General features: G+C 66.1%; 21 protein-coding genes. 12 read left to right on the top strand and 9 right to left on the bottom strand.

The window, feature by feature from the left end; genetic code table 11:
- Positions 1-80: 80 nt before the first annotated feature.
- Positions 81-1,445, bottom strand: coding sequence for a CHAD domain-containing protein (locus tag RAN53_RS10805; RefSeq protein ID WP_305796828.1), 1,365 nt, complete (start codon positions 1,443-1,445; stop codon positions 81-83).
- 146 nt (positions 1,446-1,591) lie between these two features.
- Between RAN53_RS10805 and RAN53_RS10800 the strand changes: the two genes are divergently transcribed.
- On the top strand, positions 1,592-2,875 hold the full coding sequence (locus tag RAN53_RS10800) for a sensor domain-containing diguanylate cyclase (RefSeq protein ID WP_305796827.1): 1,284 nt from the start codon (positions 1,592-1,594) through the stop codon (positions 2,873-2,875).
- Here RAN53_RS10800 and RAN53_RS10795 read toward each other — a convergent pair.
- Positions 2,869-3,966 carry a hypothetical protein gene (locus RAN53_RS10795; protein WP_305796826.1) on the bottom strand — a complete coding sequence of 366 codons (1,098 nt, stop codon included), beginning with the start codon at positions 3,964-3,966 and terminating at the stop codon, positions 2,869-2,871. The two genes, RAN53_RS10800 and RAN53_RS10795, sit on opposite strands and share 7 nt — an antisense overlap.
- Before the next feature lie 322 nt (positions 3,967-4,288).
- On the opposite strand from RAN53_RS10795, the gene RAN53_RS10790 reads away from it, so the two are divergent.
- The gene (locus RAN53_RS10790; protein WP_305796825.1) at positions 4,289-4,696 is read left to right on the top strand and encodes a hypothetical protein; all 408 of its coding nucleotides are present in this window, start codon (positions 4,289-4,291) and stop codon (positions 4,694-4,696) included.
- A gap of 72 nt (positions 4,697-4,768) precedes the next feature.
- Here the strand turns inward: RAN53_RS10790 and RAN53_RS10785 are convergent, their stop codons facing one another.
- Entirely contained in the window at positions 4,769-5,716 is a 948-nt protein-coding gene (locus RAN53_RS10785; RefSeq protein ID WP_305796824.1) for a glutathione S-transferase family protein, read from the bottom strand.
- 71 nt (positions 5,717-5,787) lie between these two features.
- Complete coding sequence (locus tag RAN53_RS10780) at positions 5,788-6,237, bottom strand: DoxX family protein (RefSeq protein WP_305796823.1); 450 nt, start codon at positions 6,235-6,237, stop codon at positions 5,788-5,790.
- A 163-nt stretch (positions 6,238-6,400) separates the two neighbouring features.
- Here RAN53_RS10780 and RAN53_RS10775 point away from each other — a divergent pair, with 163 nt between their 5' ends.
- The gene (locus RAN53_RS10775) at positions 6,401-7,312 is read left to right on the top strand and encodes a LysR family transcriptional regulator (protein ID WP_305796822.1); all 912 of its coding nucleotides are present in this window, start codon (positions 6,401-6,403) and stop codon (positions 7,310-7,312) included.
- 12 nt (positions 7,313-7,324) lie between these two features.
- On the opposite strand, the gene RAN53_RS10770 is transcribed toward RAN53_RS10775, so the two are convergent.
- Positions 7,325-8,119: an SDR family NAD(P)-dependent oxidoreductase gene (locus RAN53_RS10770; RefSeq protein ID WP_305796821.1), complete on the bottom strand. Its 795-nt coding sequence runs from the start codon at positions 8,117-8,119 to the stop codon at positions 7,325-7,327.
- Positions 8,120-8,264: 145 nt separating this feature from the next.
- On the opposite strand from RAN53_RS10770, the gene RAN53_RS10765 reads away from it, so the two are divergent.
- Together RAN53_RS10765 and RAN53_RS10760 are read left to right on the top strand one after the other, a co-directional pair.
- A complete protein-coding gene (locus RAN53_RS10765) occupies positions 8,265-9,185 on the top strand; it encodes a LysR substrate-binding domain-containing protein (RefSeq protein WP_305796820.1) in 921 nt (306 codons plus the stop codon).
- Positions 9,186-9,250: 65 nt separating this feature from the next.
- Positions 9,251-9,427: a hypothetical protein gene (locus tag RAN53_RS10760; RefSeq protein ID WP_305796819.1), complete on the top strand. Its 177-nt coding sequence runs from the start codon at positions 9,251-9,253 to the stop codon at positions 9,425-9,427.
- 52 nt (positions 9,428-9,479) lie between these two features.
- Here RAN53_RS10760 and RAN53_RS10755 read toward each other — a convergent pair whose 3' ends face one another.
- Both RAN53_RS10755 and RAN53_RS10750 read right to left on the bottom strand, forming a co-directional pair.
- Positions 9,480-10,010: an outer membrane beta-barrel protein gene (locus tag RAN53_RS10755; protein ID WP_305796818.1), complete on the bottom strand. Its 531-nt coding sequence runs from the start codon at positions 10,008-10,010 to the stop codon at positions 9,480-9,482.
- 218 nt (positions 10,011-10,228) lie between these two features.
- On the bottom strand, positions 10,229-11,392 hold the full coding sequence (locus tag RAN53_RS10750; protein WP_305796817.1) for a Fic family protein: 1,164 nt from the start codon (positions 11,390-11,392) through the stop codon (positions 10,229-10,231).
- A 239-nt stretch (positions 11,393-11,631) separates the two neighbouring features.
- Here RAN53_RS10750 and RAN53_RS10745 point away from each other — a divergent pair, with 239 nt between their 5' ends.
- The 3 genes from RAN53_RS10745 to RAN53_RS10735 all read left to right on the top strand — a co-directional run bounded on the left by RAN53_RS10745 (position 11,632) and on the right by RAN53_RS10735 (position 15,233).
- Entirely contained in the window at positions 11,632-11,904 is a 273-nt protein-coding gene (locus RAN53_RS10745; RefSeq protein ID WP_305796816.1) for a CopG family ribbon-helix-helix protein, read from the top strand.
- The gene (locus RAN53_RS10740) at positions 11,892-12,188 is read left to right on the top strand and encodes a type II toxin-antitoxin system RelE/ParE family toxin (protein WP_305796815.1); all 297 of its coding nucleotides are present in this window, start codon (positions 11,892-11,894) and stop codon (positions 12,186-12,188) included. The genes RAN53_RS10745 and RAN53_RS10740 overlap by 13 nt, the downstream gene beginning before the upstream one ends.
- Before the next feature lie 468 nt (positions 12,189-12,656).
- Positions 12,657-15,233, top strand: coding sequence for an EAL domain-containing protein (locus tag RAN53_RS10735; protein WP_305796814.1), 2,577 nt, complete (start codon positions 12,657-12,659; stop codon positions 15,231-15,233).
- Positions 15,234-15,301: 68 nt separating this feature from the next.
- Here the strand turns inward: RAN53_RS10735 and RAN53_RS10730 are convergent, their stop codons facing one another.
- Entirely contained in the window at positions 15,302-17,251 is a 1,950-nt protein-coding gene (locus RAN53_RS10730; RefSeq protein WP_305796813.1) for a diguanylate cyclase, read from the bottom strand.
- A 341-nt stretch (positions 17,252-17,592) separates the two neighbouring features.
- Here RAN53_RS10730 and RAN53_RS10725 point away from each other — a divergent pair, with 341 nt between their 5' ends.
- Positions 17,593-17,874 (top strand): DUF503 domain-containing protein, encoded by a 282-nt coding sequence (locus RAN53_RS10725; protein WP_305796812.1) that lies wholly within the window; start codon positions 17,593-17,595, stop codon positions 17,872-17,874.
- A gap of 27 nt (positions 17,875-17,901) precedes the next feature.
- Here RAN53_RS10725 and RAN53_RS10720 read toward each other — a convergent pair whose 3' ends face one another.
- On the bottom strand, positions 17,902-19,233 hold the full coding sequence (locus RAN53_RS10720; RefSeq protein ID WP_305796811.1) for a carboxypeptidase-like regulatory domain-containing protein: 1,332 nt from the start codon (positions 19,231-19,233) through the stop codon (positions 17,902-17,904).
- Between the two features lie 186 nt (positions 19,234-19,419).
- On the opposite strand from RAN53_RS10720, the gene RAN53_RS10715 reads away from it, so the two are divergent.
- The 3 genes from RAN53_RS10715 (at position 19,420) to RAN53_RS10705 (ending at position 20,304) form a co-directional block, all read left to right on the top strand.
- Positions 19,420-19,647 carry a hypothetical protein gene (locus tag RAN53_RS10715; RefSeq protein ID WP_305796810.1) on the top strand — a complete coding sequence of 76 codons (228 nt, stop codon included), beginning with the start codon at positions 19,420-19,422 and terminating at the stop codon, positions 19,645-19,647.
- A gap of 94 nt (positions 19,648-19,741) precedes the next feature.
- Entirely contained in the window at positions 19,742-19,987 is a 246-nt protein-coding gene (locus RAN53_RS10710; RefSeq protein ID WP_305796809.1) for a type II toxin-antitoxin system CcdA family antitoxin, read from the top strand.
- Positions 19,987-20,304 carry a CcdB family protein gene (locus RAN53_RS10705; RefSeq protein ID WP_305796808.1) on the top strand — a complete coding sequence of 106 codons (318 nt, stop codon included), beginning with the start codon at positions 19,987-19,989 and terminating at the stop codon, positions 20,302-20,304. Before RAN53_RS10710 ends, RAN53_RS10705 begins: the two co-directional genes overlap by 1 nt.
- Positions 20,305-20,337: the final 33 nt, after the last annotated feature.

Raw genomic sequence — 20,337 nt, 5'->3', positions numbered from 1 at the left:
GCAGGATTGGGAGTCGTCGGGCCTAGGAGCCTGTCGCCCCTGAAGGCCACCGGCGCGGCGTGATGCACAGGGCACGACGCTCAGCAGCCAAGGGCCGGCAGCGCCATGACCTGCTCCCGCAACGCCCGCTTCTCCTGCTCGAGGTCGGCACACCAGGCGTCGCACTCCTGCCTGCGCCTGGGGGCGTGGCGGGAAGCGGCGGCGAAGGCCTCGATCCAGGCCTGGCGGGTGCACAGGTCCTGGAAGTCGCCGAGCAGGCCCTGGCGCAGCTTCAGCCCCTTCAGCAGCCGGCGATGGCGCTTGGGGTCCAGTTCGGCCAGGTAGCGGATGCGCTTCACCCCCTTGCGCAGGTCATGGAAGGCCGCGTCGGGGCTGGCGACGCCGAGGGCGGCAAGCTCGCGATCGTGTCCGGCGATGCGCTCGGCAAGCACCTTGTCGACGCGTTGTGAATCCAGGCCACGCAGCGCCTGCTGGAATCGATTGCCATCGAGGAAGTCCTGCCATGCCGCCATCTCCTCGGCATACTCGGGCTCACCGAGCTGGCGGCACAGCGCCTCATGCCGTTCCCGCTCGCGGGCGGCCAGCCAGTCATGCAGGGCCAGTCGGATCCGCTCCGAGAGCGGCGCCGGCCGAGCGCCCAGGCTCTCCAGGAAGACGTGCAGGTCACGCAGCTCGCTGGTGGCCTGGGCGCGACGCTTGAGCCGCTTCAGCCGCTTCTTCAACCCCGGCACCTTGGCAATGGCGACGAGTGACTCGCCGATGGCGCGGCTACGACGCAGGTTGACCCGATACTGGTGCAGGAACTCGGGATCGATGCCGGCGATCACGCCCGGCTCCAGGGCCCGGATCAGGCGATACTGGTGGCACAGCAGGGCGTGAACCCGACTCGCCGGGTCGGCCTTGCGCAGGTCGGGGGCAACCGGTGCCCGGCGCTGGAAGAGGGCATGGTTCGCCTCGCCGGGCGTCAGGCTGGCGGTGAGCTGGGCGCCGTGCCTGGCCAGCGCCTGCCAGGAGGGTGCGGGCAACGCGAGGCATATCAGGCCGCCGGTGGGCAGCGAGGCCGGCGCCTCGGGGCACAACCAGCGGGCCAGCTGCAGCAGGGCCGGGTTATGGCCGATCACCAGCACCCGCTCGCTCTCCTCCGGCAGGCTTCTCAGCCACTCGAGAAGCGCCTGTCCCTCGAAGGTATAGAGGTCATCGTGCAGCTGTATCCGATCGGCCACGCCAAGGCCGGGCAGTTCGCTGTCCACCGCCTCCAGGGTCTGCAGGGTGCGCCGGGCGCTGCTGACGTGAATGTCGCCCTCCAGGGCGCCCCACCGCTTCAAGGGGTCGGCCATCGCTTCGGCCTGATGCCTGCCTCGCCGCCGCAAGGGGCGCCGATGGTCGGCCAGGTCGGCACGTGACGACTTCGCCTTGGCGTGGCGCATCAGGTAGAGATGACGCATGGACTCGCTCCGAACCCCAGTGTGTGGTGCCAAGCGTAGACCACGCCCGCCGTTACCACCTCGCCGGTCAACAGTGCACCAGGATGGCGCGCCATGAGTTACTATGATAACCAGTCACCTCCCCTCCTGAGGCCGGGAAGCCGCCCATGCCATCATCCGGGACTAACGAAGCCATCCTCTGGAATGCCCTCTTCGAAGGGGCCTGGGATGGCATGGTGGTTATGAGACGTGACGGCAGCCTCTACCGGGCCAATCGTCGCTATGCCGAGATGCTCGGCTACCGGCGCGAAGAACTGGAGTCGATGCACGTCTGGGACCTCGACACCCGCTTCAGCAGGCGCGTGATTCTGGCGATGCTGCACCGCGTCGACAGCGCCGGCGCCCACTTCGAGACGCAGCAGCGCCGCCAGGATGGCAGCCTGATCGACGTGGAGCTCAGCAACAACGCCGCCACCTTCGAAGGTGACAAGCTGATCTTCTGCGTCGTGAGGGACATCACGGCACGCAGGGCGACCGAAGCGAGGCTTCGGCAGAGCGAGGCGCTGCTGCGCGGCATCGCCTCCCAGGTGCCCGGCGCGCTCTACCAGTACCGCATGGCGCCGGATGGCTCGCGCAGCTTCCCCTATTTCAGCCAGGGCATCGTCGAGTTGGGAGGCCTGCCGCTGGAGGAGATCTGGGGTCCCGGTACGGAGACGGCCATGTCGCGGATTCTTCCCGAGGATGCCGAGCGCGTCGAGGCCCAGACCCGGCACAGTGCCGCCACCCTATCCCAGGTCCATGTGGAGTTCCGAGCCCTTCACGCCGACGGGTCGATTCGCTGGATCGAGTGCCGCTCGACACCGCAGCAGGAAGCCGACGGCGGCATCCTCTGGACCGGCATCCTGCTGGATATCACCCAGCGCAAGCTGGCGGAAGCGCGGGTGCAGACCATGGCCATCACCGACGGCCTCACCGGCATCACCAACCGCCAGGAACTGGGTCGCCTGCTGGAGAAGGAAATGGCGCGCGCCAGCCGCTACGCCTCGCCACTCTCGCTGATCATGTACGACCTCGATCATTTCAAGCGAATCAACGACCGCTTCGGCCATAACAGCGGCGACGACGTGCTGAAGACCGTGGCCCGCCTGGTCAACGACAGCCTTCGTGGCATCGACCATCACGGGCGATGGGGTGGCGAGGAGTTCATGGTGCTGCTGCCAGAGACCGGCCTCGCGGCGGCCAGCAAGGTCGCCGAGAAGCTGCGGCGGGCGATCGCCGGTCAGCGCTTCGAAACGCTCGGGACTGTCACCGCCAGCTTCGGCGTGGTGGAGCTGGCCGACGGTGAGGACTCCCGATCACTGGTCCAGCGGGTGGATGAGGCCCTCTACCGAGCCAAGGAACTCGGCAGGAACCGGGTCGAGGCCCGGGCGAGTCGTCAGGGCGCTCAGTAGCTGGACGAACTGGCCGGGCGCATCCTGGCCTCGCGGCGGGCGGTGTGCCAGCGGTAGCCCAGCGCCACGATCAGGACCAGCCCCACCACGCCCAGCATCGGGTAGACGGTGCCGATCAGCGCGCTGAACCCGAACTGACTGAGTACCAGGCCCACCGCGGTGACGATCACACTCAGCACCCTGAAACGGGTCGTTTCCGGCGTCGCGAAACGCGCGGTGAAAGCGAAGAACATGCCCACCGCGGTGCTGTAGATCATGCAGATCAGGGCCAGCGACATGACGATCGCCACCAGCGGCGACACCGCCGTGGCCAGCATCAGCGAGGGCATATCGACCCCGACCAGCCGCTCGAGGTTGGCGAACAGGCCGATGTTGAGCAGGAAGATCAGCACGCCGAGGCCCACGCCCCCCAGGATACCGCCCAGCGCCGCCTGCCGGGTATCGCGAGTCAGCCCGCCGATCACCGACAGCATCGGGAAGCCCACGGCGATATTGAAGGAGGCGTAGAGCAGCGCGCCGATGACCCAGTGCGAGACCGGCCAGCCTTCGCTGATGGTCGGCACCTCGCCGGCCGCGCCTTCCAGCGTTTGCAGCGAGGCACTGCTGGTGAAGAAGGAGTAGACGGTGATGGTCAGCACCAGCAGCAACAGCACCGGCATGATGACGCTGATCAGGTTGATGATCCCGCGGACCCGCAGGCACAGGGTCAGGATGACCAGCACACTGAGCAGCACCCCGCCCAGCAGCGGCGGCAGGCCGTACTGCTGGGCGAAGATGGAACCGCTGCCGGCCAGCATCACCACACCGACACCGAACAGGAAGAAAGAGAGCACCAGGTCGATGGCAAGCCCCGCCCGCTTGCCGAACAGCGCCACCAGCACCTCCTTGTGGGAGCGCGCCTGCATGCTGGAGCTCATCCGTGCGATCTGCATGCCGAGGAACGCGAACAGCAGGCCGCTGAGCAGGGTGCCGGTGATCCCGACCGCGCCGTAGCCGGTGAAGAACTGCAGCACCTCCTGCCCCGAGGCGAAGCCGCCGCCGATGATGATCGACATGAAGGTCATGGCGATCAGGAAGGGTTGTTTGCTCATCAGGAAGTACCTCGTTGCACTGAGGGCCCACGCCGCCCGCGAGGGACAGGGGAACCCGGCTCGGGTCGGAAGCCGGCGCGAGCGCCGCTCCCGATCGGGGATGGACGGGCACCGGCCACAGGGGTCCGGCGCCAATGGAAACTTAGCATGCACAAAGTATACGATGAGGAAAATAGTTTCCTATCGTAAAAAGGTCTTCCACCCCTCCCGGTCAAGTGCGCCGCATGCTGCGGCGCGATGTCGCCGATCGCGGCATTGACCCCGGGCCCGGCATTGGTCATTATCGATAACAATTCTTGTTTCCCTGGAAGGGCCGACCACCATGAGTCCGCAACGTCCCAAGGCCTACTACACGGCGGTCTTCCTGCAGGTCTCCTTCCAGGCGATCAAGAACTCCATGGCCGGAAAGGCCAGCGACACCATGCCCTGCTGGCTCGACAGCAAGATGCTGATGATGCTCTCCCGGGAGCTCAAGGAGTGTCAGGCGCAGGCCGAGGACAACGACGCGGCGCGTAACGCCCTGAGCCAGGCCAGCGATGAGTGCGACGCCCTGCTGAAGCGCTGCCCGGGAGGCCTGGACGCCCCCCTCTGCCACCGCCACCTGGATGCCATCCTCGGCGCCCTGAAGCGCGCCGGCGCGGCCCTGCCCCAGACGCCTGCCGCCCCGCCCAGCACCCGCTGGGAACAAGCCCGACAGAGGTTCCGTGAGGGCGTTCGGTGGCTGCGATAAGGCGCCAGCCCTAGACCGAACCCGCCCACCCGCAGCGTCAGGGTGGCCTCCGCTCGTGACAGGCCGGCAGGTTCAGAGCGCCTGCGGGCCGGCGGGCACGATGCCGGTGGGGTTCAGGGCCTTGATCGAGTAGTAGCCCGCCTTGATATGGTCGAGGTTGACCGTCTCGGCGATGCCCTCGAGAGCCAGGAGGCGGTGCAGGTAGGCGTGCAGGGCCGGCATGGCCGCCAGGGTGTTGCGGTTGCATTTGAACAGCCCGTGGTAGGCGGCATCGAAGCGGACCAGGGTCACGAACAGGCGGATGTCGCTCTCGGTCAGTGCCTCGCCGAACAGATAGGACCGCCCGTCGGCGAGCCGCGCCTCGAGCTCATCGAGCTTGGCGAACACCTTGGCATAGGCCTCGTCGTAGGCCTGCTGGCTGGAGGCGAAGCCAGCCTGGTAGACGCCGTTGTTGAGGTCGGTGTAGATCGCCTGGTTGAGCGCATCGATCTCGCTGGCAAGGGCCGCGGGATAGAGGTCAGGCCCCTGGTCGACGAGGTGCGAGAAGGCACTGTTGAGCATGCGCAGGATGTCGGCCGACTCGTTGTTGACGATGGTGCCGGTGTGCCTGTCCCACAGCACCGGCACCGTGGCGCGGCCTGAGACCTCGGGGTCGGCGCGGGTATAGAGCTCATGCATGTAGCGCGCACCGTTCAGGCTATCCTCGTCGGCGCCGGGGAAGCCGCCGAACCGCCAGCCCTGGTCGGTCAGCCGCGGATTCACCACGGTCACGCCGATCAGCTCCTGTAATCCCTTGAGCCGGCGCGCCATCAGGGTGCGCGAGGCCCAGGGGCAGATATAGGCGACGTAGAGGTGATAGCGACCCGCCTCGGCCTTGAAGCCGCCGGAGCCAGTGGGGCCGGGGGCGCCGTCGGGGGTGATCCAGTGCCTGAAGGTCGAGGTCTGGCGGATAAACCGCCCCTGCTCGTCCTGCGCCTGGACCGGCTGCCAGTTCTCCTGCCAGATACCGTTGACCAACATGGTGTTTCCTCCATTGCGTGAGGCACCCTCCACATTGGGAGGATGCCGGGTCGAGTGTGTCGTGGCGGGGCTCAGGCGCCGAAGCGCTTGGCCAGCAGGTCATCCAGCGAGAATCGGCCGGCGCCCTGAATCGCCAGGGCCACGGTGGCGGCCAGCAGGGCAAGCCCGAACTCATAGCCGTTGTTGGCCAAGAACAGACCGTTGCCGATATGCACACTGACGATGGCCACCAGCATGGTGACGGCGGCAACCAGCGCCGCGGGGCGGGTCAGCAGGCCGAGCATCAGCGCCAGGCCGCCGAAGAACTCGGCGCCGCCGGCCAGCAGCGCCATCAGCAGGCCGGGCGCCAGGCCGATGCTCTCCAGCCACTGGGCGGTGCCTTCCAGGCCATAGCCGCCGAACCAGCCAAACAGCTTCTGGGCGCCATGGGCGGCGAGGATCAGGCCGACCGGCACGCGCAGGGCCAGGGCGCCGTAACCGCCGGTGGTATCGAACAGGGTCTTGATCAGTTGCGTCTTCATGGTGTCGTCCTCATCTGGATGTCGGGGAAAGTCGAGGCCTCCTGCGGCCTCGAGCGATGAGGCCACTCTACTTTCGCCAGATGAGCGGAATAAGGGCGCCAGCGTTGCATGATTATCAATGAAGTGTTGATAATAACCCTCTCCCCATCATCAGGAGACCGCCATGGACCGTCTCGATGCCATGCGCGCCTTCGTCACCGTGGTCGCCGAGGGCAGCTTCACCCAGGCCGCCGAGCGCCTGGCGCTCTCCCCCCAGCTGGTCAGCAAGCACGTCTCGCAGCTGGAGGCGCATCTGGGCGTGCGCCTGCTCAACCGCACCACCCGCCGGCTCCATCTGACCGAGGCGGGGGCCACCTATCGCCAGCGCGCCGAGCAGGTGCTGGTCGAGGTCGACGACATGGAGAACGCACTCGGCGAGCTGCAGGGCCAGGCCCGCGGACGGCTGCGCATCAGCGCCCCGGTGTCCTTCGCCCTCCGCCACCTGGCGCCGCTGATCAACGACTTCCAGCAAGCTCACCCCGCGGTGGACATCGACCTGCAGCTCAACGACCGCAAGGTGGATATCGTCGAGGAGGGGTTCGATATCGCCCTGCGCATCGGGCGGCTGAAGAGCTCCTCGCTGATCGCCAGGCGCATCGCCCCCGTGCGCCTGGTGCTGTGCGCCTCGCCCGACTACCTGAAGGCACACGGCACCCCCGGCCAGCCAGAAGACCTCACCGGGCACCGTTTCCTGCGCTACCGCTACATGGAGGAGAGCCAGGAGCCACTGCTGAAGTGGCTGTCGCGCAGCGACGGCGGCGGTGGAAGAGAGGGAGGCGAGCTGACCAGCAACAACGGCGATGTGCTGGTGGAAGCCGCCATGGGCGGGGCCGGCATCGCCCTGCAGCCGACCTTCCTGACCGGCGACGCCATCCGCCAGGGACGCCTCGCGATCGTGTTGCCCGAGCATGAGCCCGAGCCGCTCGGGCTCTATGCGGTGTATGCCCACCGCCAGCTGCTGGCCAGCAAGGTGCGCCACTTCGTGGATTTCCTGGAGGGCTACTTCGGCGACCCGCCCTACTGGGATCGCTTCTGACGGGAGATCCCCTCAGGCGATACTTTCGACGATGCCACCCTCCACGCGCAGCGCGGCACCGGTGGTGGCGCTGGCCTGGGGCGAGGCGGCGTAGACGCAGAGGCTGGCGACCTCCTCCGGGGTGGCGAAGCGCTTGAGCAGGGTCGAGGGGCGGTTCTCCGCCAGGAACAGCGCCTCCATCTCCTCGGCGGAGACGCCGCGCTCGGCGGCCAGCTCCGCCATCATCACCTGGGCACCCTCGGTGCGGGTCGGCCCCGGCAGGATGCTGTTGACCGTCACGCCGCTGCCGGCCAGCACCTTGGCCAGGCCGCGGGAGACCCCCTGCAGCGCCGCCTTGCTGACCCCGTAGTGCACCATCTCGGCGGGGATATTGAGCGCCGATTCGCTGGAGATGAACTGGATGCGCCCCCAGCCGCGCGCCTGCATGCCCTTGGCATAGTGGCGTGCCAGGCGCACCCCGCTCATCACGTTCACCTGGAAGATCTCCTCCCAGGCGGCGTCATCGATCTCGAAGAAGGGGCGGCCGCCGTAGATGCCCAGGTTGTTGATCAGGATATCGACCTCGGGCCGTGCCGCGATCAGCGCCTGGCACCCCTCGGCGGTGCCGGGATCGGCGACCACGCCGGTGACATCCTCGCGGCCGCTGGCCTCTTGCACCTGGGCCACGGCCTTGTCGACCTTGGCCTGGGCGCGGCCGACGACGGTAACGGTGGCGCCCGCCTGGGCCAGGCCGGTGGCGATGGCCAGGCCGATGCCCGCGGTGGAGCCGGTGACCAGGGCCTGCTTGCCGGAAAGTTCGATCTGCATGCCAATCTCCTCAAGGGTTGCGTCGCGACGGACGTCGGCCGACACGTGCGGCGACGACCGGGAATGGCCACCACTATAACTTCACGATTTCAATGGGATAACCTGCTAAAATCACCCCACTCTTATTACTCATGGTGTTAAATCGATGCTGGATCGCTTCACCGGCATGCGCGTCTTCCTGGAGGCCGCGACCCATGGCAGCCTCTCGGCGGCGGCGCGGGCGCTTGCGATGTCACCGGCCATGGCCACCAAGCACATGAACGCCATGGAGGCCCGCCTCGGCGTCAAGCTGCTCCACCGCACCACCCGGCGCCTGTCGCTGACCGACGCCGGCAGCGAGCACCTCGAGGCGTGCCGCCGCCTGCTCCAGGAGCTGGAAGAGGCCGAGACCAGCGTCAAGGCCCAGGGTCTCGAGGCATCGGGTCGGCTGCGCATGAACGTGCCCCACTCCTTCGGCACCCGCTTCATCGCGCCCTTGCTGCCGGCGTTCAGCCGCCGTTACCCCCGGGTGGAGGTGGAGCTGGGGCTGAGCGACGCCCAGCACGACATGCTGGCCGAGGGCTGGGACCTGATCCTGCGCGTCGGACATCTCGGCGACAGTGCCCTCAAGGCGCGGCGGCTGGGCAACTGTCCCATGCGCCTCTGCGCCTCGCCCGACTACCTGGCCCGGCACGGCACGCCACGTCGCATCACCGACCTCTCGCGGCATAACTGCCTGAGCTACCGGCTCTCCCCCCACCAGGGGCGTGGCGTCTGGCACTTCGGCCGGGAGGGCGAGTTCGAGGTGCCGGTGCGCGGCAACCTCACGGCCAACAACGGCGAGGCGCTGCTCGCCGCGGCCAGGGGCGGCCAGGGGGTGATCTACCAACCCAACTTCATCGTCGGCGATGCCCTGGCCAGCGGGGCGCTGGTGGCGCTCGAGCTCGATCAGCCGCTGCTCGACCTGGGCGGGCTCCACCTGCTCTTCCCCGCCGATCGACGCCAGCCGGTGAAAGTGCGGGCGATGATCGACTACCTGGTCGAATGCTTCACGGCGTCCCCCTGCCAGCAGGGAGCGGCGGGGTAGCCGGAAGCTCAGGGGCCGGCGCTTACCTTGCCCGGGCGGTGATACGCCAGCGGAGAACGGCTACCATGTTCCTCTGCCCTGACGTGGAGGTCCGTCACCGTGACTGCACCCGCACGCCGCTGGTCGCCGTCTACGGCACCCTCGACACCCCGGAGCCCGCCCATGTCTCGCGACATCGACACGCCTGCCGCCGACGGCTATGCGGTGCTGATGTCAGATGGCCATCTTGCCCGGTGGTGTGAGAAGACCGGGGGAGTTGCCTCCCCCTCTTAATTGGGGACGTGATCGAGCCGTTTAGAACTTGAACAATGCACCGATGGAAAACAGATCAATGTCACTGTCAATGTCATACCACTCCCACTCACCGACAATGCCGAGCTGGTCGGTGAACATGTATTGAGCGCCGAGGCCATACATGGGGTCAGTGCCATCGTCGTCCATGCCGGAAGCAGCACCGCCTCCTTCAACATCCCACATAATCATGCCGAACTTGCCGAACACGCCGAACTGCTCGTTGACCGGCAGAATGCCTTTCGCAGCGAGCGTCCAGCCGTCCGCTTCGGCGCTGACTGCCGAACCGCCTGCGGATCCACTGATCTCACCAAAATCTACCCAGCCGGCCTCGAACGCGATATTCGAATTCATCTCCCAACCGCCGAAGACCTTCCAGCTGGTGTCCTCATCGTCGCAATTGGCGACACCATCGCACGCATCGATGGTCGCCTGCCCGATGCCCACTCCACCATAGAAGCCATTCTCTGCGAGGGCATCGACCGTCAGACCCAGCGTCAACAGAATGGCACTAATGATTTTCGTCTTGTTCATGACCTGCTCCTGGTAGCAACCCCGCAAGCATCATCCAAGTAAACCTTTTATACCTGCTGCGCAACAGTAAAGTGTAGCTCGGCTGCCCTGCCCCTCTACCTGACCCCGTGGGCCCGCCCCTGGAATGCTTCTAACCCACTGACCTGCGTCACAATAGCGGGCAAATCATTTACCCAGACAGTACGATCTGGACATCGATACCTTCGTCATCGGGGCGTCTATTCCCCGCCGTCCTGACGGAGCCGTTCCGGCACCTGATAGCGCGTGCTGCGGCCACCACCTGGAAGCTTCACCAAGCAACCCTTCTCGACCAGCCCAGCGAGGTGACGGGTGGCGGTTGCCTTACTGACCTTGGCGACTTCCTGGTACTGCGACGCACTGATACCGTGTTCGAAGCCTATCTCACCGCCATCCAGCAGGCGGTTCAGCACCCTCACCTGCTCAGGCAACAGGCCAGCCGCCCTGAAGTGCTGCCAGAAGCGGGCCTTGGCCAGCGTCCGCTCGACCTGCGCCAGGACATCCAGCAAGGAGGCATCCAGAGTCTCCAGGAACCAGACAAGCCAGGCCGTCAGATCTGGCGTGCCACGCTGGCTCGCTTCCAGGCGGCGATAGTAGTCCGCGCGGCGCTCCAGGATGGCCGCCGACATGGCATACAGGCGGATACTCTGCTGATCCGCCTGCGCCAAGGCGCGATCGGCGATGGCCCGGGCAATCCGGCCATTGCCATCTTCAAACGGATGCAGCGTCACAAACCAGAAGTGTGCCAGACCCGCCCGAACCAGGGGATCCAGCTCGGGGTCATGACGGCTGGACTCGAACCATGCGAGGAACTGATCAACCTCGTGTTCCAACCCCTCACGCGGCGGCGCCTCGAAATGCACCCTGGGACGATCGAGGCGACCCGAGACCACCTGCATGGGCTCCCCCCCGCGCCACTGCCCGGGCCTTAGCGTCGTCAGGCCGGCGTCAGCATCAGGGAACAACCAGCGATGCCACTGAAAAAGCCTCTCGGCGTCCAGCGACGTGTCAGGCTTGAGGGTCGCATCCAGCATCAGCTCCGCCAGGCCTTCGGAACGTGGTGAGGTAACGCCCTCAGGCTCCTCCACGCCAAGGCGTCGGGCCAGGGATGAGCGGACTGAGGCCACATTGAGCCGCTCCCCCTCGATGGCCGAGGACGTGACAATGCTCTGCAACAGCGTGTCCAGGGCGGTTCTCGCATCGGCGTCCTGATCGTCCGTGGGCGTCAGGGCCACAGACCGACCGACCAAGATACCGAGATCCCTCCAGCATACCTGGACCCGTGGCTGAATCTCTGCCGCCTGCCAGGTAAAGTTCGGCCAGCCAGGGTGCTGCCAGATCCATGTCGAGGCGTGATCGGTCATGCCAGACCTCCGAGAATACGGCTGAGCCGAATCGCACGGCTTTCGGCTCACATAGTGAGCCGAATATTGATCGGTTTCGGCTCAGCCGGCAAGCCTGGGAATAGCCGATCAGTGCCAGTGGCAGCCCTTTTGTCCGCTATTCCGTCCGTCTATCTTATTGCCCGAATACCCATCGTTTGACGGACGTCGGCCGCAAGACTAGGGTATTCTTAGGTATCACCTAGTGATAGGAAGCGATAATGGCAACATCACTCAAGATCGACGACGCACTGAAAGACCGAGTCAAACACCTCGCCAGTCAGAGCCGGCGCTCGTCGCACTGGATCATGCTCGAAGCCATCCGGCAGTACGTCGAGCGTGAGGAAGCCCGCGAGAGCTTCAAGCAGGAAGCCCTGGCGTCTTGGGCGGCCTATCAGGAGACCGGTCGGCACCTGACGGGTCAGGAAGTGCGCTTCTGGTTGAGCACCTGGGGCACCGAAGATGAAAAGGCGAAGCCTGAGTGCCACGAGTAATCGTTACCGAAGGCGCGGCCGAGGGCTTGGAGCGATGCCGGCGGTTCCTCGCCACCAAGTCCCGGGAAGCCGCGAGTCGGGCCGGGCAGACCATCGAGCAGCACTTTCTGCTACTGGAGTCAGCCCCCGACGTTGGCCGGCCGCTCGATGAGATGCCCGAGCTGCGCGAGCTGGTGATTTCCTTTGGAGACTCCGGATATGTGGCTCTGTACCACTACGAGCCTACCACCGAGGCGGTGCATGTCTTGGCATTCCGGCATCAGAAAGAGGCAGGGTACCGATGAGCCTCCTCAGCTTTTGCGCACATAGGACGCCTGACACGCCGAGCTCAGGAGTCCTATGCACAATGGCACCCAGCCCGATGAGCCGGTGAAGCCGCCTTCTGAAAAGTCAGTGTCGTTTTTCGCTTACGCCATGGGTTGCAGACGGCCTGCCGCCGGCACCAAGGCGATGCCACGAGAGCAAAGGAGACGCTGTGATGCATATGGGAATCCTCACCCTGCACATCTCGCTGGCGCCCCCCTTCGCCATCGATACCCCGAAGCCGCCGGCCGAGGGCCATATCGCGCGCCCTCGAGGGCGGAGTCGCGCCATTGGCTATTACCACCAGGCTGGTCGGCATATCAAAATATCCAATATCTCTAATTCTCTGATGCGGCGCGCTTGCCCGGCCGGTTGGTCTCTGGTTGAGTGTTCGGAGAACTCAGCTGCCACCGAACAACGTCAAAGGAAAGTCATATGGGGAGACGTCCGTGACCGACGATCTCGTCCTGTTGGAAGCGCAGCAGGAGATTCACGAGCGGATCGCCGAGCAGGCGCCCCTGGAGAGCACGCTGGAGGCGATCGCCCACTGGATCAGCCTACAGCTGCCCGGGGCCGTCGTGGCCTTCATGCGTTTCGATCCAAAGCGACGCTCCCTCAGCCTGTATCCCAGCCACCACTTCTCCCAGGCTTACCACGAACGGCTTCAGGATGTTCGAATTGGCCCGGCCGAGGCGGCGTCCTTTGGGGCGGCGGCCTATCTGCGTCACCAGGTAATCAGCGAGGACATCCGCACGGACTCGCTGTGGGAGCCCCTGCGCAATGCGGCCCTGACCGAGGGTCTGCGCGCCTGCTGGTCAAGCCCGGTGATCACCTCCCAGGGTGAGCTACTGGGCACCTTCGGCACCTACTACCGCCACCCCGCCGCCGCCAGTGAGATGAGCCTGCGGCGACTGCGTCAGGCCGCCAGCCTGGTCGCCCTGGCGATCATCAAGCACCGTAGCAGCCGTCGTCACCAAAAGCTGGCCGAGTGGCATCGCTCGCTGTTCGTGAACCATCCAGCGGGGGTCTACGCATTCGACCTCGAGGGCCGCTTCCTGCGTGGAAATGCCGCCCTGGAGCAGATCACCGGGTACCCCGAGCCACGCCTGGTAGGCCGCCACTTCAACGACTTCATCGCCCCCGGCTATCGGAAGCTGACCCAGGCCGCCTTCGATGCCGCCCGAGCCGGCGCCTCACGCCACTACGAGACGATGGGTACGCATGCCGACGGCCACGCTTACCACCTGGAGGTCACCAACTTCCCGGTGACCGTCGAAGGTGAGGTCGTCGGCGTCTATGGCATCTGCCAGGACATCACGCAACGCAAGCACCAGGAGGCCGAGCTGCGCCTGCTGCAACGGGGCATCGAGGCCAGCCCTAACGGCATCCTCATGGCCGATGCCAGCCAGCCCGACTTACCCATCGTCTATGCCAATGAGGCCTTCTGCCGCCTGTCGGGCTATGCCACCGGCGAGATCCTCGGCCGCAACTGTCGCTTCCTGCAGGGCGCAGACACCCACCCCACGACGGTCGCTACCATCCGTCTCGCCCTTAGCCAGCATCGCGAGGTGCAGGTCACACTGCTCAATTACCGCAAGGACGGCACCGCCTTCTGGAACCGCCTGTCGATCAGCCCGGTCATCGACGCGGCAGGCCACTGCACCCACTTCATCGGCACCCAGCAAGACATCACCCTGGAACGCACTCAGGAGGCCCAGATCGCCTACCAGGCCACCCATGACCTGCTCACCGGCCTGCCCAATCGAACGGCCCTAGACGATCGTCTGGAGCAGGACCTCCGCTGGAGTCGGCAGAACCAGCGCCTGCTGGCCGTGCTGTACCTCGACCTGGACGGCTTCAAGGCCATCAACGAAGGCCTGGGGTATCGGGTGGGCAACCGCCTGTTGGCGGCCATCGCCGAGCGTCTGCAACGGCTGCTTGGCCCCCGGGACACGCTGGCCCGCCTCACCGGCGACGAGTTCGCCTTCCTGATGCCCGACGTCGCCTCACGCGACGAGGTCGCGCTCGCCGCCGAGCGCATCCTCGCGGCCGTCGATGACGCCTTCGACATCGACGGCCGTACACTGCATGTCAGTACCAGCATCGGGGTCGCCTGCAGCGACGAGGCGATTCAACAGACGCATGAGCTGCTGCAGCATGCCGACCTGGCCCTGGAAGCGGCGAAGCGCCAGGGACGCAATACCTGGCAGTGGTATCGCAGAGAGGGAAAACAGGACGTCGGTGAGCATGTGCTGTTGCGTCATGACCTTCACGCCGCCCTGCATGAGAACCAGTTCGAGCTCTACTACCAGCCCATCGTCGAGGCCATTACGGGACGCATCTGCAGCGTCGAAGCGCTGATCCGCTGGCACCACCCCACTCAGGGAATGGTGTCCCCCGGCATCTTCATTCCCATGGCAGAGCAGACCGGGCAGATCATCCCCCTGGGCCGCTGGGTACTCCGGCAGGCCTGTGAGCAGCTTGCCGCCATGCGCGCCCGGGGCGAGCGGGTGTATCCAGTAGCGGTCAATATCTCGTCACTGCAGTTCCGCCGCGACGGCTTCCTCGACGAGGTGCAGGCCATTCTCGATGCGACGGGGCTGCCGCCCGAGCTGCTCGAGCTGGAGGTGACGGAGAGTATCCTGCTGGACGGCGCCGAACAGGCCATCGAGATGATCGACACCCTGCGCCGCATGAACGTCAAGGTGGCCATCGATGACTTCGGCACCGGCTTCTCCAGCCTCAGTTACCTGCGTGACCTGCCGATCCACAAGGTCAAGCTGGATCGCGCCTTCGTCCAGGACATCCGTACCAACCGCCACAATGTCGCCATCGTTCAGGGCATCATCACCATGGCCCATCACCTGGGGCTGGTGGTGGTTGCCGAGGGCATCGAGGGACGCGAGCAGCAGGAGGAGCTGATACGGCGCGAGTGTGACCTGCTGCAGGGCTACCGGTTCGCCAGGCCCATGCCCTGGGAGGCGCTTGCGACGCTGCCGGACCGACTGCCCGATCCCCAGCGATGATGGCCTGCCATGCCGCTCACCGGCCGGTTCCCGGCCAACAGGTGCCGGCATCCCCCCTGGCGTCGCCGCTAGGCCGGAGGGGCTGCAAACTCCCTGCCGTCACTCACCACCCTGTCGCGACCGCCATGCTTGGCCCGATAGCTGGCAGCATCGGCGCGGTCGAGGACGGCATCGATCTCCTCATCGTCTGACTGGAAGTGACTCACGCCGATGCTGGCGGTGACTTTCCAGCACCTCCCCGCGTGCTCCACCGGACGCGAGGCGATCCTGTCTCGCAGCGCCTCGGCAAGCACCAGTGCCTGGTCGGGGCTACAGCCACCGATCAGCACGGCAAACTCATCCCCCCCTTGGCGGGCGGCATGATCGCTTTTGCGCACCACGCTGCGCACCGCGTCCGCCACCTGCTGCAGCATGCGGTCACCCAGGGCGTGCCCACCCTGGTCATTGATCGGCTTGAAGTGATCGAGGTCGAAGAGCAGTACCGCGGCCTGAGTGCCGGCCTTCTGCCACTCCACCAGGGCCTCTTCTAGACGGCGTGTCAGGCCACGTCGGTTAAGCAGACCGGTGAGCGGGTCGTGCTCGGCCTCCCAGCGACGCAGGGCGTCGTCATGACGATGCTGGGTGATGTCGCGCACCGCCCCGACGATGCCGATGAACTCGCCCTCGACCTGAATCGCGCCGGCATGCACGTCCAGCCAGCGCGGAGCGCCTTCGGCATCCAAGAAGCGGAACTGGCGCATGAAGTCGCGGCGCCGAGCCAGGCTCTGATTCCAGGCCTCCAGCACGGCCGGGCGATCCTCGGCATGGATCCGCTCGCTCCAGGTATCCATATCGAGGGGGTCATCGATCCCCAGCTGCGTGTACAGGGCATCATTCATGAAGGTCACCCGCCCATGCGGATCCGTCACGAACATCCCCTGAGGCGAGGCGGCCAGGGTGCCGCGCAGCAGGGCCTCGCGCTCCGTCAGGTCGCGCAGGCTGGCCCGCCGTGCCTGCTCGGTCTCGTTGATCACATCGATCACCCGGCGCAGCTCCGGCATGCGTGTCGGGATCTCCACGAAAGAGCGCCGCTCGTCCTGCAGCTCACGGACCTGCTCGGCCAGCCGGGACAGGGGACGCAGCGTCAACCAGATCAAGCCTCCCACCAGGGGCAGCACCAGTGCCAGCGCCCCCCAGGCATAGAAGGAGATGCGCCGCATACCGGCCACCAGCGGCGCCTCGGCCTGCGACTGTGGCAGGTGCACGCCCACGATCCAGTCGGCCGGCCAGATCTGGCGATACGCCACCAGTTGGGGCTCGCCGGAGGACATGCGGCCGGCGCTTTCTCCCTCCCAGCCATACAGCGCCAGCTCGAGCGCCGGGGGGAGGTCATCGGGCAGGCCGACGATGGCCTGCCGCTGGTTCGGGTGATAGAGCCGCTGGCCGGTGGCGGTGGTAATGGTGACATACCCACCTTCGCCCAGGCGCAACCGCTCGAAACTCTTGAAGAGTCGACTCTCGTTGATGTTGACCAGGCCTCCCAGGAAGCCGGTGTAGCGTCCCTCGTCGTCACGCAGCGGGACCAGCATCATCACCAGGGGCAGGCCGGTGATGCGCCCCACGAAGGGCTCGCTGACATACGGGCGCTTGAAGGCGTGCATGAAGCGGGCATATTCCCGGTCAGGAAAGCTGGCTCCCACCCGGCCAGCACCGGTAGGCCAGGCGTCTACCACCCGAGTGTCGCGATCGAAGAGGGAGAGACCTTCGAAGAGGTGGGCCAGGGCGTGGGCATGCTGGTCGGCCAGGGCACCCTCACGCGGCTCGGGAATCCTGCTTGCCAGCTGCGCCAGCTCCTCCAGTCGTAGGCCGACCTGGTTGGTGATGGTGTTGCTGATCAGCTCGGCTTCGTAGCGCAGATGCTGGTGGTTGGTCTCATCCACCAGGTGACGGCCCGCTTGCCAGCCGAGGGTCAGCAGCGTCACGCACAGCACGCCCCATAGCACCGCGGCACCCACCAGCAAGCGTCCGCGCAGCGTCATCAGGGGAAAGGTAAGCGGGCGTGATAGGATGCCAAGGAGCTGCGAGCCGGCAGCATACTCCTTTAAATTAGACTTCGTTTTCATTAACGACATACTGCCCGAGAATAATCTCAACGGCCAGGGTGGGCAACGCCCAGGCTTCGCGGCATAAGGCTTAACTGCCCCTCGATTGCCCCTCTTCCCGTAGGCAAGAGCCCCCATAGACGCCCCTGGTGACGGGGAGACACTCGAGGTAGTCAGACCACCTTCGGGAGTCGCTTCTTGGCCATCGACAACGGCGATTCAGAGGCGCTCGAAGGCCGGCGCCAGGGTGAGGCCACGAGAGCGGAGGAGAGGTTGTGATGCATATGGGAATACTCACGCTGCACATCTCGCTACCCGGCTGCCGATCGCTGAAGGAGAAGCGCCAGCGCATGGGCGGCCTGCACGAGCGCTTCGGGCGCAACCCGGCGGTGGCGGTCTGCGAGAGTGGCGAACACGACCGACTGGAGGCGAGCGAATGGACCTTCGTGGCGGTGGCCAACGAGGGCCCCAAGGTGGAAGCGCTGCTCGGCGAGATCGAGGACAAGATCCAGCGCAGCGTGGATGGCCGAGTGATGCAGGCGACCCGGGAGATGCTCTGACGGTGAGCCGCCATGCGGGCGCAGTTCTTACCGCCCTGGCCGGGGCGGCGAGATGCAGCCGGCGGGGCCTGCATCGCCAGGCAACTCCCTCAGGCTGAGACGAAGGTCATGGCGGCGATAGTCGAGATCGAAGGCCATCACCTCGAACACGGTATCGTCCCGTGTGCTGACCAGGCGTGGCGCGGAGTGGTGCACGAAGCGCTCGCCATCCACCGTCAACTGCAGGTGCGGCAGGCCATCCGTGTCGTACTCCAGGCGCATCGCCTGGAAGCGCCAGCTCAACGGCGCCTGCCGGGCACAGCTTTCCACATCCAGCGGCACGCCTGGAGCCAGCTCGACGTGCTGGCGCTCCAGTTCCCTGCCATCGGCATCGGTCACGACCAGCCGGTAGGCACGCGGCCCCGTGAAGGGCGCTCCCTGCTCGGGCAGGGAAGCCAGCAGCGCGGCGCGAACGGGCTCCATCGGCCGTAGCGGTGGCTGGTACACCACAGAACTCCCCGGCACGGGACGATAGACGAAGCGCAAGGAGAGCAGCCGCTCGCTGCTGGCATCGAGCCCCGGCACGCTGCCGGACATCGCCAGCGCCTCGCCCGGCTCCCAGGCGAGCTTGGCGTGGCGATCCCGGGCGGTGCGCAGGAAGAGCGTGCCGGGGGTGTCGTCCAGCGTCAGCCGGGATTCGGCAGGCGGCTCGGTCGAGGCGTCCTGATAGCGCAGCAGGTAGTCGTAGGAAGGATGGGTGATCCCCTGCGCCTCGGCCGAGACGAAGTGCAGCCCGCCCCCATCGGCGGCGGCCAGGGTGACTCGCAGCGGCTCGCGCTCCAGGGCGACGGGGAAGAGGTCGGCCCGGGCCGGGTCTCGCACCGGGGCGTGGTCGATGAAGGACCAGCCGAAGGGCTCGCCGTCCTTGTCCCAGCCCAGGTAGGCGATACCGCCGGGCAGGCGCTCCTTCCGTTCGGCCACCGTCTGCAGGGTCAAGGCCGCGCCAGGGGCCACATAGCCCGCATCGAGCCGCTGAAAGCCCTGCGCCTCGGCCACGAGACGGCCGCTGCCGTTGCCCAGCAGCCACACCGGGCCGGGCAACGGCAGACGAAAGCGCCCATCGCCATCGGTGATCGCGGTGGTTTCGTAGCGCTTGTCCCAGACCAGCTGTCGATCCGCGCCGCTCAAGCCCCAGCCCTGGCGGCTCAGGGTCAGGGTGGCACCAGCCACCGGTGCATCACTGTGATACTCGATCAACCGCCCAGTCACCGGAGCGGGGCTAAGCCACTCGAGCACCAGCCACACCACCAGCACCAGCCCTGAGAACGTGGCCCCCGATATCACGACCCACCGACAACGGCGCCCGGCATGCTCGCTCATGGTTCGCCTCCCCTCCTCGCCACCGGCAGCGTAGCACTCCGTCCATCGCCACACGCTCCCTTTCGGCCACCATTGCCGAATCGGATCCCGGGCCCTATGGTCGAGGCCCACCTCGCTCCCCCGCAATGAAAGGAAAAACTGAATGCCAGCCCCGCCACAGACGACGCGCAGCCTGCTGATCACCGGATGCTCCAGCGGCATCGGCCACGCCGCGGCCCACGCCATGGCAGCACGGGCTGGCGGGTCTTCGCCACAGCGCGCAAGGAAGAGGATGTGGCCCGGCTGCGCGAGGAGGGCTTCGAGGCGCTTACGCTGGACCTGGACAGCAGCGCCTCCATCGAGGCCGAGGTGGCAAAGCGCACCCGCGGCATGGACCGAGTGCTGCTGTGCGCGACGCGGGATGAGCGAGAGTGAAGGTCCGAGGGGTAACCCGCAGATCGCCCCCTTGCCGGGCAATCTCAGTGCGCATACGCTATGCGCATAGCCCTTCGCAACAGGAGACTTCTCCATGTCGCCACTCTTCGATGTCACGGCACCCAAGAAGCCCACCAATGTCAGCATCAACAGCGACCTGCTCCAACGCGCAAGGCACCTGGGGATCAACCTCTCGGCCACCTTCGAGAGTGCGCTGACGGAAAAGGTACGTGATGAGCTACGCGCACGGTGGCAACGGGAGAACACCGAGGCCATTCGTGCCTACAACCAGTTCGTCGAAGAGAACGGCACCTTCGGTGATGGCGAGCGGCAGTTCTGATGGCCCAGTTCCAAGCCTACGAAAACCGGAACCCGGCCTCGCGACATCGCTACCCCTACCTGCTCGATATCCAGAGCGACCTGCTCGAAGCGCTACGCACCACCGTTGTCGTGCCCCTCTGCTCTGTCGCTCAAGCCGAAAGCGTGCGAATGACCTACTTGAATCCCGTCGTCGAGATCGATGGTGAGCGCTATATCCTCATGACGCAGGAACTCGCCGGCATCGAAAGGAAGCGACTCGGTGAATCCGTTCATGACCTTGGCGGCTATCGCGATCGGATCATGGCCGCCGTCGACTTCCTGATCACCGGCATCTGATTCACCCGGCAACCAGCGGATACGGCCACAGTG

The organism is Halomonas sp. SSL-5 (assembly GCF_030708455.1).
GTDB lineage: Bacteria > Pseudomonadota > Gammaproteobacteria > Pseudomonadales > Halomonadaceae > Halomonas.
The sequence above is the reverse complement of the archived record's forward strand: the minus strand, read 5'-3'. Positions and strand labels throughout refer to the sequence as shown.